This is a genomic window from Holophagales bacterium (assembly GCA_016699405.1).
GTDB lineage: Bacteria > Acidobacteriota > Thermoanaerobaculia > Multivoradales > JAGPDF01 > JAAYLR01.
In genome coordinates this window covers 2,479,914-2,491,646 of record CP064972.1, presented here as the reverse complement: position 1 = coordinate 2,491,646, position 11,733 = coordinate 2,479,914, and the positions used below count along the sequence as shown (strand labels likewise).

The window sequence follows — 11,733 nt, the reverse complement described above, 5'->3', positions numbered from 1 at the left end:
TCGCCCTCGAAATTCGAAGACCCGGGCCAGGAGGAGTTTCTGCATGGAGAGCGCCGCGACGACCCGTTCCGCTTCGACACCCAGTCGCCGGGAGCTGCTGGTGCCACCCGACCACAGCGGCGTCGTCGCACTGGAAACCCAGGCGGAGAGCCTGAACGAGCTGTCGTCGGGCCGAGAGCCGCTCACCGCTCCGACCCTCGCTGTCGTCGTGCTCAATCGGCTGGCGTTCGGACCGCGACCCGGAGAGATCGCCGCCTTCAACGCCCTCGGCGCCGACGACGACAGCCGCCTCGCCGCCTGGGTGGCGCAACAGACGACGCCGGACCCGGTGGCCGCCAACGACACCGAGTATTGGCAACGCCGCAACGGCCTCGCCGGCTTTCCCAGCGCCGGCCTGACGACGCTCGACAAGAGCCTCAACCAGCTCTGGCTGGACCACGAGGTCGGCAACGTCCAGCCGAGCCGGCCGGTCGAAGAGACGCGGCTCGACAGCCTGTCGCGCATGGTCTACAGCAAGTGGCAGCTGCGCGAGGTGCTGGTCGACTTCTGGATGAACCACTTCAACGTCTACGGTTACGAGAACATCGGGCAGGAGACCTACGTCCACTACGACCGCGAGGTCATCCGACCGCATGTGTTCGGGAACTTCCGCGAGCTGCTCGCTGCCGTGGCGCGCTCGACGTCGATGCTCTACTACCTCGACAACTACACCAACACCGCCGCCGGCCCCAACGAGAACTGGGCCCGCGAGCTCTTCGAGCTCCACACGCTGGGAGCGGAGAACTACGTGGGCGTCGGCCAGCAGGCGAGCGTGCCGACGTGGCCCGATCCGACCTTCGCAACCTGGCCGGCCGGCACGCCGTCGGCCGGCTCGCCCGTTCCCGCCGGATACGTGGACGCCGACGTCTACGAGGCGGCGCGCTGCTTCACCGGCTGGGGGGTGGCGAGCGCCAGCGGCCTGTTTTCCTACACCGCCGGCAACCACGATCGCTTCCAGAAGGCCATCCTCTCTCAGGGCTTCGTCAACCTCCCCGCCGACCAGGTCGCCGAGAAGGACGGCGAGGACGTGCTCGACCTGCTCGCCGCGCATCCGGGAACCGGCCGCTACGTGGCGCGCAAGCTCTGCCGCCGCCTGGTCGCCGACGATCCGCCGGAGTCTCTGGTGGACAGTGTCGCTTCGCTCTTCACCTCCACCTGGCAGGCCACCGACCAGCTCCGACAGGTGGTCACCGCGATCGTGCTGTCGAGCGAGTTCAAGTCGACGTGGGGCGCCAAGATCAAGCGGCCGGTCGAGTTCGCCGTCTCGGCGATGCGCGCCGCCTCCGCCAACTGGCAGTTCGGCTACACCAGCCAGAACCCGCTCACCGTCGAGCCGGACACCGCGAGCTTCCTCTCCCGTCTTTCGCGCACCGGGCAGACGCTGTTCGGGAGAGTCCCGCCGGACGGCTATCCCGACCGCGAAGAGGCGTGGGTCGGCACCAACACGCGACTCCAGTGCTGGCGCCTCGGCGCCTGGCTGATCGACCAGGACATCGACGGCTCGACAGCCACCGACGATTTCCGCCTCGACATCCTGGGTCAGGTCTACGCCGCGTTCCCCAGCCACCTGGCGAGCAGCAACCAGCTCGTCGACTTCTGGATTGACCGGATCTTCGGCCGCGCGCTCGACACTGCCGTCCGCGCCGAGCTCGTCGATTTCATGGCGCAGGGCAGCTCGCCCTCCCTGCAGTTGAACCTCGACACCTCGAGCACCGTCCGCTCGCGCGTGCGTTCGCTCGTCGCCCTGATGTTCATGACCCCCGACTTCTTCCTGAAATAGGCGCGAGGAGATCATGCGCGACACCACACGACGCGGTTTCCTGATGGGGTGCTCGACGGCGATCGCCGGGATCGCCAGCGCGCGCTTCACCAATCTCGTCTTCGCCGATCCGCTCGCCGTGCCGGAAAGCGACGTGCTGATCGTCCTCTTCCTGCGCGGCGGCATGGATGGCCTGAGCTTCGTGATGCCGACCGGCGGCAGCGACCGCACGCTCTACGAGACGGCACGCCCGGCGCTCAAGATCCCGACCAGCAGCACCGGCGCGGCACTCTCCCTCGGCAACCTCGACGGCACGCCGTTCGGGCTGCACCCGGCAGCCACCGGCTTGCACGAGCTCTATCAGGACGGGCATCTCGCCTTCGTCCATGCCGCGGGCCTCACCGTGCCGTCGCGCAGTCACTTCGACAACCAGGCGCAGATGGAGCTCGGCACGCCGGGCGTGGGCAGCACGACGAGCGGCTGGCTGACCCGCCACTTCCTGACCGCACCGGGCCTGCCAGCGGAGACTCCGATGCTGCAGCGAGTGGCGGTGTCCTCGACGCTGCAGACCTCCTGGCTCGCCGACACCAACGTCGTCGCCTTCGCCAATCGCGACGACTTCCTCTTCAATACCGGCCCGTCGGCGTGGCGCGACGCGCAGAAGACCAGCCTGCGCAACATCCTCGAGCTGCAGTCGGCGACCGATCCACGCTACGCCCAAGGGCTCGTCTCGCTCGATGCCTCGGCCTTCCTCGAGCAGAACGTGCCGCCGCTCACGAGCTACGTGCCGGCCAACGGCGCTGTCTACCCGACCGGCTCGTTCGGGGACACGATGAAGCTCACCGCGCAGTTGCTCAAGCTCGACATGGGACTGCGCGCCGCGACGATCGACCTCGGCGGCTGGGACACCCACAACGGCCAGGGGACAGCGGCGGACGGCCAGTACTTCTGGGAGAAGATCCAGGAAATGTCGGCGGCGCTCGCCGGCTTCTACCTCGACCTCGACGGCAGCGGTGCCACGGCGTTTGCAGGGCGGGTGACCGTCGTCGTCATGTCGGAGTTCGGGCGCCGGCTGCGCGAGAACAACGACGTCGGCACCGATCACGGACACGGCGGCGTCATCACCGTGCTCGGCGGGCAGGTCGCCGGCGGCCGGCTCTTCGGCACCTGGCCAGGGCTCGCCAGCGAGCAGCTCTACGACCACGCCGACCTCGCGATCACCACCGACTACCGGCGGGTGATCGCCGAGATCCTCGCCCGGCGCATGGGCAACCCGAACTGGTCCCAGATTTTCCCAGGCTACGCCGGCTATTCCCCGCTCGGATTGGTCGGCAGCACCGTTTTCGCCGATGGCTTCGAGGGCGGTCAGACCAGCGGCTGGTCGCACGGGTCTCCGTAGCGGCCGGCGCTGCGGCGGTACGCCCGCTTATCGGCTCTCGTCGGACCACAGCAGGGTGTGCCCGAGCTCGAAGCCGTCGCTGAAGAGCGCGTCGGCGGCGTCGGCGGATGCGTCGAGCTCGACCGCCCCGATGTCGCAGCCGTCGCTCCCGCTCCCATCCGGCACCGTGGCGACGTCGACGCGTCGTTGACGCAACAACGGGTCGCCGAAACCGCGCTGGTCGGTTGCCGCGCTCGAACAGCTCCCGCTGTCGATCAGCGGCGAAGGGCCCGACGGCAGGGGACGGTGCGTCGACGTCGGCCCCCCGTTGTCGCGCAGGATGCCGAGTTGCGGATCGAGCGGCGATGAGACCGTGCCGACGTAGTCCCCGCTGGCGTTGGGAGTGCCGGCAGCAAAGTAGCCGGTGGCCCCGGCCCGGCTGCCGACGAAGTCGAATCCGGTCGCCAGACTGGCGAGGATTCCGGAGGGGATCCACAGGTCGGGAAACAGGTCGGTCCCGCTGTCGAGGTTCGCTGCCACCACGCTGTTGCGCAGGTCGAGCGACAGGAGCCCTGCGGTCCCGGCGATGGCGAGCCCTCCGCCGTCTCCCGTCGTGTTCGCGTCGGCGTTGGCGAGGTTCAAGGTGATCGTCGAATCGACGATCGTCAGGCTCATCGGCGCGGGAGCGAAGTTCCCGGAGACGTAGATGCCTCCGCCGGAGTCGGCCTCGTTGGCCGAGAGCGTGCTCTGCTCGAGCGTGAGTCGACCCTGAAACTGTCGGATGGCGCCTCCGACTCCGCTGGCTGAGGTCGCCCGGTTGCCGGAGAAGGTGGTGCCATGCACGGTGACTTGCGAGTAGTACGAGTAGAGCCCGCCCCCGCCGAGGGCGCCCTCGGCCAAGTTGCCTTCGAATTCGCAATCCTCGAGCGTCACCGTCGCTCCGCCGGAACCCGAATCGCTCAGGCCGAGACCGCCCCCGCCGTTTGTCGAGCTGTTGGCGAGGAAGCGCACCCGCGAGAAGAGCGCCTTGTCCTGGGTGCCGACGAAGGCACCGCCGCCGGTGCCGTTGACCCCGCCCGGAGCGCGTCCGCGCGTCAGCGTCAGCCGCTCGACGTAGAACCACGGCAACCCGCCCGGCGAGTCGAGCACCAGGATGCGGTGCAGGTCCTGCCCGTCGAGGGCCAGTTGCGTGCGCCCCGGCCCCTGGATCTTCATCGAGGTCGTCGCCGCCGGCAGATCGGCGGCGAGCGCGATCGTCGCCGGAAAGGCGAGGTCGAAAACGATGCGGTCGGCTCCCGCTCCCGGCGGGCAGCCGTGATAGCCGGCATCGGTATTGGCCGCCACGATCGCTTCGCGCAACGAGCAGTCGACGTCGTCGAGGTCGACGTCGGTCGTGGTGGTGACGGGAATCGTCGCAGCGCGAGCCGGATCGACGACGGCCAGGCACGCCGCGTAGAGCAGCCACCCCACCCCGCGTCGCAGGCCATCCAACAACGATCGCACCGGGATCGCCATGTCCTTGCACCTCCGCCTACCGGGCCCACCATGCGATGGCCCCGAGTCGATCGAGCTCCAACGGCGAACAGGCGGCAGAGCTTACCGGAGACGCGCGCCGCAGGCGCACCGTTCGCTCCGGAAGCACGGACGAAGCGGCCGTCCGCGCGATTCGGCGACCGTTGAGGGGCGCGGAAAGCCGCGGACACGACTCGGCCTGGCCACGTCCTCGGAGTCGACCCCGGCCTCGGGTGGCCAGGGTACCGATCGCCGCCGCATCGTGGCGTCGCCCGCAGCGTGCGATCCCGGCGAATCGCCGGCGCCGGCCGTGCCGGCACGTCCGACGGCGGAGGCAGGGGGGCGGTTCCGGAATGGAACTACTCGACGCCGAACGACGTCAGCTCGACCGGCAGGGTCGTGACGACGAGCTCCCAACCGAGGTCGAACGACGGGGTTCCACCCGTGAACGTGATCCCGGATCCCGCCGAATTCGCCGTGGAGAAGAAAGAGCCGGCCGCCGCCGTCTGGAATCCGGTATTGGTGCTGGAGCCGAGATCGACCGGGCCCATCGCCAGGATCCCGAAGTTGTTGAGCTCGGTATCCGTGGCCCCGGTCGTCGTGCCGACATTGTCGAACGTCAAGCCGGCCCAGAGCGTGGTCGTCGTGCCGGTGGGCACCGCGAATCCGGTGCCGCGGTTCCCGGTGAGGATCGTGGCGCCCGGGGAGAAGGTGAAGGCGTTGATGCCACCGGTCGAGTTGCCGTTCAACACCGCGGTCAACTGATAGGTCGTCACTTTGAAAAGATCGCGAGGGGATCGACGGCGCGGATGAACGGCGTCGCGGCCAATTCCGACGGCCGGACGTGGCGCAGCACGGTGAGGGTGCCGACCTGATCTCCGGCCAAGACCGGGACGACCGTGAGGGCGAACAGGGCAACGAGACAGCGGGCGAAACGACGCATGGGGCTCCTTTCGATCGACGGGCGAGACGGTATCTCGCGATTTGTCTGATCCGATTTCCTCTGCGCCGGAGCCCTCCACCTGGCGCAAGCGATGTCCCCCCCGGCCGCCTCCACACGCATCTACCGTCACAGGCACAGAGCTTGTCGAGAGGGGCCGTTGCGGGAACGCTTCCCGCACCGCGCGCCAGAAGGGAGACACGATGCCGCGAGCCGCCTCCGCTCCACCTAGGAAACGGGACCGCCCGGTCCGCCTCGGTGCTCCGCTTCTCGTGCTCTTGACCGTGCTCGTCCCGAGCGCTGGCGCCCAACCTCGGGGAGACACCAACGAGGCACCGCTCGTCCGCCCGAATCCGGTCCTCTTCGTCACGCAGCCGCCGATCCCCGACGATGTCGCCACGGCCACCTCGTCGTTCGCCAATCACCTGGCCGACCCGGCTCACGCCGGACGCGGTGGCGACCTCTGGATCCTCTATCCCGACGGCACACTGAGGAACCTCACGCAAGAGGCTGGCTACGGGTTGCCCGACACCTCCGTCCCCGGCGCGCCTCCCGGTTTCCAGGGGGCGACCTCGATCGCCGTCCGCGACCCTTGCGTGCACTGGAGCGGCACGCGCGCACTCTTCGCCATGGTGGTCGGCGCACCGCGGTGGAACGAGCAGCACCTGCAGCAGACCTGGAACTGGCAGCTCTACGAGGTCACCGGCCTGGGCCAGGGGCAGACCGCGGCGATCAGCCGCGTGCCGCTGCAGCCGGCCGGCTACAACAACTTGAGCCCGTGCTACGGCTCGGACGGGCGGATCCTCTTCACCTCCGATCGGCCGCGCGACGGACAGGTGCATCTCTACCCGCAGTTCGACGAGTATCGCGGCGAGCAGACGGTCACCGGCCTCTGGAGCCTCGACCCGCTGAGCGGCGATCTCCGGCTGCTCGACCACTCGCCCTCGGGCGACTTCGGTCCGAAGGTCGACAGCTTCGGCCGCGTCGTCTTCGTGCGCTGGGACCACCTCCAACGCGACGGCCTCGCCAACGACGACGACCAGGGGGGCGCCTACGGCACCTTCGACTGGACCGACGAGAGCCCCGGAGCGACGGCTGTCGCGCGAGCACCGGAGATCTTCCCGGAGCCGTTTCCCAACCGCACCGATCTGCTCCGACCGTGGGAGGTCGGCTTCGAGTTCAACCACTTCTTCCCGTGGACGATCAACCAGGACGGCACGGCGATGGAGACGCTCAACCACATCGGCCGGCACGAGCTCGCCTTCGCGGTGAACCGGGCGCGCAACGACGATCCGCGGATCGTTCCCTTCCAGTCGACCAGCATGCCGCGCACCAACCCGAACTGGATCGCCAACTTCTTCCAGGTGCGGGAGCGGCCGGACCTCGCCGGCTCCTACCTCGGCGTCGACGCGCAGGAGAGCCAGACGCACGCCGCCGGACAGGTGATCGAAATCGCCCTGGCACCGAACGTTCCCGCCGACGCCGCGTCGGTCGTCTATCGCACCCATCGCCTGACCGCCTTTCCGTCGAGCTCCCCACCCGCTTGCCACTCCGGTCTCTATCGCGACCCGCTCCCGCTCTCCGACGGTTCGCTCGTCGCCGCCCACGCCGGCTATCGCGCCGACACGAGCGGCCCCGAGACCCGCGTCGACGTCAACGGCGGCACCGCCCAGAACCCCCTGTCGCGCTACCAGTTCCGCTTGCGCAACCTCGTCGCTGACTCCACGCCCGGCTGCACGGGCTCGCTGCGCGCCGGGACGACGCTCACCAACGGCATCGCCAAAACGGTCTCCTGGTGGGATCCGGATCAACTCGTGAGCTACTCGGCCTCGGTTCCGATGTGGGAGCTCGAGCCGGTCGAAGTGCGGTCACGCCCCGTGCCGCCGCAGCCGGGCTCGCCGCTGCCGTCCCCGGAAGCCCAGGTCTTCGCCGAAGAGCACGTCGACGAGCAGGCCTTCCGCCAGTCGCTCGCCGAGCTCGGCCTCGGCCTGATCGTCAGCCGCAACGTGACGACGCGCGACCGCGCCGATCGCCAGCAGCCGTTCAACCTGCACGTCGCCGGCGGCAGCGCGACGACGCTCGCCGACGACTACCTCGCCGGCGACACGATCTACGACATCGCTCAGTTGCAGATCTTCCAGGCCGACCTCGTCCGCGGCCGAGGGGGGGTCGCGACGCCGGTTCCGGGTCGCCGCGTGCTCCCCCGCCCGCTGCACGACCCGGCGGCGACCAATCCCCCCGCACCGGGGCTGCTCCCCGGGGCGGTGGCGCTCGGCGCGGACGGCTCGCTCGCCGCGCTGGTGCCGGCCCATCGGGCGATCACGTACCAGCTCAACGATGCGGCGGGCTTGCCGGTGATCCACGAGCGTTTCTGGATTACCCTCCAGCCTGGGGAGGTGCGGGTCTGCGCCTCCTGCCACGGCGTGAACTCACACGACCAGGCCGGCGCCAGCGGGGCGCCGCAGAACCCGCCCGAGGCGCTCCGCCACCTCCTTCAGGTCTTCCGACCGCTCCACCTCTTCGACGACAGCTTCGAGAACGGCCTGTCGCGCTGGACCCACCCCTGACCCCGCGAACAGGTGCCAGCCACTTTTCAAGTCACTGAAATCAAGGACTTTGTCGAAGTCCCTGGCACCTTGCGAGGGGGTGAAGGGCCGCTAGCTGCCGCTCGCGGCGAGCGGTTCGTGGCGGCACCCGCAGCTGAGGCAGTGGCGGTCGGGCACCCCCAGCAGCTGCCCGCCACATGCCGGACAGTCGCTCCCGGTGAAGGGCTGGATCCCGGCGAGTGCCTTCTGCCGGTCGGGGTCGGGCTGGTGACGCCAAGCGGCGCGTAGGGCGAGTGCCGCCGCGGCCGTCAGACCGATCCTCACCGACCAGACGAAGACAAGCGCCCCGCCGTGAACCTCTCCCGGGGCCTCCCACCACGCGGCGATGGCCAGGGCCACCAGCATCACGGCACCGGCGATCTTGAATCCGCGCCGCGTTCGGGTGTTGGCGTCCGGTGGGCGGCCGCAGCGGCTGCAATGCCAGGTGCGCCAGAAGCCCAGGGGCAGAACCGGCACCCAGTAGAGGTGCAGCACGCGGAAGGCGCGCACGCGGACCGCCAGGGTCGCCTGCCCGCAGCCGCGGCAGAAGTCGTGGCGAAACGCCACCCGCCGAACCGCCCACTGGTAGATCCCGTGCAGGATCAGCATCGTCTCCCCCTTCCCGGACGCCGCCTCAGCCGTGCGCTCTCTCCGGTCGCGGTCGCTCACCCGGCGCGACGTAACCGTGGAGCAGCGCATGCTCCCATTCCGGTCGCCCCCGCTCGGCGGCGAGGCGGGCCATGTCCCGCGAATCGTAGGGAACGGCCACGAGCTCGCACTGCCACCCCTCGCGCCGGCGCTCGAGAACCGCATACCGCGCATCGGGAGAGCCGGTCTCCATGGCATGGAGGTGCGGATAGTCGCCGACGTAGGCCTGCAGACCGACGCTCCCCGGGTTGACGAGCAGTCGGCCGTCCGCGCGACGGACACAGCGCGGGATGTGCGTGTGCCCGCAGGCGACGACTGCCGCCGAGGCGCCGCCGAGGCGCTCTTCGATCTCCTCCGGCAGGGCGAGCCGCGCATGATCGCGCTCGACTGTCTCCAGCAGGTAGACGAGATCGCTCGCCGGCGTGCCGTGGCAGAGGAACAGGTCGTCGCTCCAACAGAAGGAGGGCGGCAGGGTCGAGAGCCAGTCCAGCCACTCCGGACCGAGCTCGGCGCGAGCGTGGGCGTCCGAGGCACCGAGCGATTCCGGAGGACGGGTCAGGAGCTGCCGCTCGTGGTTGCCCGCGAGGTGGAGCCAGCCCGTCGCACGCAACCGCGCGGCCGTCTCGCGCGGGCAGAGCGGCCCGGAGACGAGGTCGCCGAGATCGACCACCGCGTCGACCGAGCGCCGCTCGAGGTCGGCGATCACCGCCTCGAGGGCGGCGAGATTGCCGTGAACGTCCGAGAGCAGGGCGATGCGCATCGTTCACCAGGGCGAACGCACGGACGGAACGTGCGCCCTCCCCTCCTCATGCCTCAGGGGTCGGGTGCCCCGCCGGCGATTGGCCGAGGAAGTCGCCGAGCGCCTGGTCCGAGGTCGCCATGTGCGCGAGAAGCCAGCGCTCGAGCCTATCGGCCTCGCCCCGGGCGTCGAGCGGCGAGGCGTCGGCAAGCGCGGTCCGCAACTCGCCGAGCTCGCCGATCAGGCGATCGTGCTCCTGCTGGTGCGCCTCGTAGCCTGGGTAGGCGTGCAGACGCATCAGGAGCTGTTCGGTGAGGAAGTGCGCATTGGTGAAATCGGCCAGCCGCTCGAGCAGCTCGGCGGCGAGCGCTCGTTCGCCGGCGAGCAGCGCCGCCTGCAGCTCCCGCACGACGCGCAATTCGAGCGCGTGCTCGCCGTCGATCTCGGCGATGCCGGTCCGCGGCATCTCGGGGTGGTCGTGGGACATCGAAGAGCTCTCCTCGCCGGTCGCACCGTACGGTCGGTTCGGCGCGCATCCTCTCACGGCCTTGCGACGCGGCCCAACGCGCCATAACGTGCGACTCGTGCTCCTCGCCGGTGCCGCCACCCTGCCCCGGAGGTCGCACGATCCACCACCGGCACCAGCCACCGCACCGCGACGGCCCGGTCGATGGCGAGCCCCCTGGCTCGCTCGCGAGAGACCGCACGGGTCCTCGCCGCCGATCTCCGGGGCGCGACGGTCGAGATCGAGCCCGATCTTGCCGAATGCTCGCCACCGGCGTGGCGCGCCGGGGCGAACACCGACCAGAAGCCGGAAGAGATGGCGGCATGCGCCGAGCGGCTCGACGCCCTCTTCGCACGCCGTTTCGTGCCGGCGACGGGAAACGAGCGACACGAGCTCTTCGTCGCCCATGGCAACGTGATCCGCTACCTGCTCACGCGGGCGATGCGGGTCGACGGCAAGGCCTGGCTCGAGATGTCGGTCGGCCACGCCAGCCTCTCGATCGTCCGCGTCGAGCCCGACGGCCGCTGCAAGGTGACCGCCGCCGGCGACGTCGGACACCTCCCGGCGAACCTCCAGACCGGGGCTGCCGGCGATCCGGAGCGCAAGCTCGAGCCACCGCCGGACGGACCGCGACGACCGGAAGCCGAGCACGGCCTCACCCGTGCGATCCTCTGTCCCCGCTCGCCGCGAAACGACGTAGGTTGATCTCAGAACCCGAAGCGAGTCGAAAGGAGCTTCCCTTGCACCGACCTGCCGTCCCCTCCCGTCTGCTCATTCCGCCTTCCCGGGTGCTCGCCCTGCTGCTCGCCGCGCTCGCGCCGTTCGCGGTCCGCGCGGAGACACCCGAGAAGCGGCAGGCACAGGGCTCGATCGAGAGCAAGACGATGAAGTTCGAGGCCCGGGGGGCCTATGCCTTCCCAGCCAAGGTCGGTCTCGACGACGAGCCGGGGATCAAGGTCGCGATCTCCAACGCCGGGTTCATCGAGGAAGCGCTCGACCACGACTACGACCGCGAGTACATGATCGACAACTACTTCCGCGACGACGAGACCCTCGTCGCCTACTTCCAGTTCTCGAAGACCGGCGCCTACAAGGGTGTCTCGTACGCCTTTGCCTCCGGCGACGGATGCGGCCTCTGTTACGACGGAAGCGCCCAGTCGACGATCAAGGTGGACGGCGGCCGCATCCACGGCAGCTTGAAGCTCGCCAAGCCCGACAGCCTCGCCTTCGACGTCAGCTTCGACGTTCCGGTGGCACCGAGCGACTACGGCGATCCCCTCCCGGCCGGCGGCGGCGAGCCGGGCAAGGCCTACACCGCGCTGCACGGCCCGATGGTGGCGTGGGACTACGCCGCTGCCAAGCCCTTCTTCACCGAAGAGACCCAGGCCGACTGGAAGGACCACTCGCAGGAGATCCTCGAGTCGTTCCGCAAGGACCACCCGACCGTGAGCTTCCGCGTCGTTCGCGGCTGGGTGCGCGGCGACCGCGCCCTGCTGCTCGTCGAAGGCGAGGCGACCTACGGCAAGGTCAAGTCCGAAGCACAGCTGGTCCGTCAGAAGGGGACCTGGCGGCTGAGCTCCGAGGTCATGCAGATGCGGATCGGCGAGTAGAGAGCCGGGCGGGCCGCG

General features: G+C 69.6%; 11 protein-coding genes. 5 read left to right on the top strand and 6 right to left on the bottom strand.

All coding sequences use genetic code 11. The annotated features are described in order from the left end of the window. Window positions 1-43 precede the first annotated feature (43 nt). A complete protein-coding gene (locus IPJ17_10325; GenBank protein ID QQR75936.1) occupies window positions 44-1,819 on the top strand; it encodes a DUF1800 domain-containing protein in 1,776 nt (591 codons plus the stop codon). 13 nt (window positions 1,820-1,832) lie between these two features. Beyond that, complete coding sequence (locus tag IPJ17_10320) at window positions 1,833-3,197, top strand: DUF1501 domain-containing protein (GenBank protein ID QQR75935.1); 1,365 nt, start codon at window positions 1,833-1,835, stop codon at window positions 3,195-3,197. Window positions 3,198-3,224: 27 nt separating this feature from the next. On the opposite strand, the gene IPJ17_10315 is transcribed toward IPJ17_10320, so the two are convergent. The 3 genes from IPJ17_10315 to IPJ17_10305 all read right to left on the bottom strand — a co-directional run bounded on the left by IPJ17_10315 (window position 3,225) and on the right by IPJ17_10305 (window position 5,631). Beyond that, the gene (locus tag IPJ17_10315; GenBank protein ID QQR75934.1) at window positions 3,225-4,691 is read right to left on the bottom strand and encodes a CSLREA domain-containing protein; all 1,467 of its coding nucleotides are present in this window, start codon (window positions 4,689-4,691) and stop codon (window positions 3,225-3,227) included. Window positions 4,692-5,047: 356 nt separating this feature from the next. Then, entirely contained in the window at window positions 5,048-5,464 is a 417-nt protein-coding gene (locus tag IPJ17_10310) for a hypothetical protein (GenBank protein QQR75933.1), read from the bottom strand. Beyond that, on the bottom strand, window positions 5,461-5,631 hold the full coding sequence (locus tag IPJ17_10305; GenBank protein QQR75932.1) for a hypothetical protein: 171 nt from the start codon (window positions 5,629-5,631) through the stop codon (window positions 5,461-5,463). The genes IPJ17_10310 and IPJ17_10305 overlap by 4 nt, the downstream gene beginning before the upstream one ends. A gap of 200 nt (window positions 5,632-5,831) precedes the next feature. Here IPJ17_10305 and IPJ17_10300 point away from each other — a divergent pair, with 200 nt between their 5' ends. After that, window positions 5,832-8,195 (top strand): hypothetical protein, encoded by a 2,364-nt coding sequence (locus IPJ17_10300; GenBank protein ID QQR75931.1) that lies wholly within the window; start codon window positions 5,832-5,834, stop codon window positions 8,193-8,195. 90 nt (window positions 8,196-8,285) lie between these two features. Here IPJ17_10300 and IPJ17_10295 read toward each other — a convergent pair whose 3' ends face one another. Genes IPJ17_10295 through IPJ17_10285 form a run of 3 tightly spaced genes read right to left on the bottom strand, consistent with a single transcriptional unit; the run spans window position 8,286 to window position 10,087 of the window. Next, complete coding sequence (locus IPJ17_10295) at window positions 8,286-8,822, bottom strand: hypothetical protein (protein ID QQR75930.1); 537 nt, start codon at window positions 8,820-8,822, stop codon at window positions 8,286-8,288. Between the two features lie 25 nt (window positions 8,823-8,847). Beyond that, entirely contained in the window at window positions 8,848-9,621 is a 774-nt protein-coding gene (locus IPJ17_10290) for a metallophosphoesterase family protein (GenBank protein QQR75929.1), read from the bottom strand. A gap of 46 nt (window positions 9,622-9,667) precedes the next feature. Continuing rightward, window positions 9,668-10,087 (bottom strand): hemerythrin family protein, encoded by a 420-nt coding sequence (locus IPJ17_10285; protein QQR75928.1) that lies wholly within the window; start codon window positions 10,085-10,087, stop codon window positions 9,668-9,670. A 183-nt stretch (window positions 10,088-10,270) separates the two neighbouring features. On the opposite strand from IPJ17_10285, the gene IPJ17_10280 reads away from it, so the two are divergent. Further along, window positions 10,271-10,810 (top strand): histidine phosphatase family protein, encoded by a 540-nt coding sequence (locus tag IPJ17_10280; protein QQR75927.1) that lies wholly within the window; start codon window positions 10,271-10,273, stop codon window positions 10,808-10,810. Between the two features lie 35 nt (window positions 10,811-10,845). Continuing rightward, window positions 10,846-11,715, top strand: a complete 870-nt coding sequence (locus IPJ17_10275; protein ID QQR75926.1) for a hypothetical protein — start codon at window positions 10,846-10,848, stop codon at window positions 11,713-11,715. The last annotated feature ends 18 nt before the right edge of the window (window positions 11,716-11,733 follow it).

What these genes read in the sequence shown, in the direction of transcription:
- IPJ17_10290 (QQR75929.1), bottom strand. Translation starts at nt 9,621, where the DNA reads ATGCGCATCGCCCTGCTCTCGGACGTTCACGGCAATCTCGCCGCCCTC.
- IPJ17_10325 (QQR75936.1), top strand. Translation starts at nt 44, where the DNA reads ATGGAGAGCGCCGCGACGACCCGTTCCGCTTCGACACCCAGTCGCCGG.
- IPJ17_10285 (QQR75928.1), bottom strand. Translation starts at nt 10,087, where the DNA reads ATGTCCCACGACCACCCCGAGATGCCGCGGACCGGCATCGCCGAGATC.
- IPJ17_10300 (QQR75931.1), top strand. Translation starts at nt 5,832, where the DNA reads ATGCCGCGAGCCGCCTCCGCTCCACCTAGGAAACGGGACCGCCCGGTC.
- IPJ17_10315 (QQR75934.1), bottom strand. Translation starts at nt 4,691, where the DNA reads ATGGCGATCCCGGTGCGATCGTTGTTGGATGGCCTGCGACGCGGGGTG.
- IPJ17_10295 (QQR75930.1), bottom strand. Translation starts at nt 8,822, where the DNA reads ATGCTGATCCTGCACGGGATCTACCAGTGGGCGGTTCGGCGGGTGGCG.
- IPJ17_10305 (QQR75932.1), bottom strand. Translation starts at nt 5,631, where the DNA reads ATGCGTCGTTTCGCCCGCTGTCTCGTTGCCCTGTTCGCCCTCACGGTC.
- IPJ17_10320 (QQR75935.1), top strand. Translation starts at nt 1,833, where the DNA reads ATGCGCGACACCACACGACGCGGTTTCCTGATGGGGTGCTCGACGGCG.
- IPJ17_10280 (QQR75927.1), top strand. Translation starts at nt 10,271, where the DNA reads ATGGCGAGCCCCCTGGCTCGCTCGCGAGAGACCGCACGGGTCCTCGCC.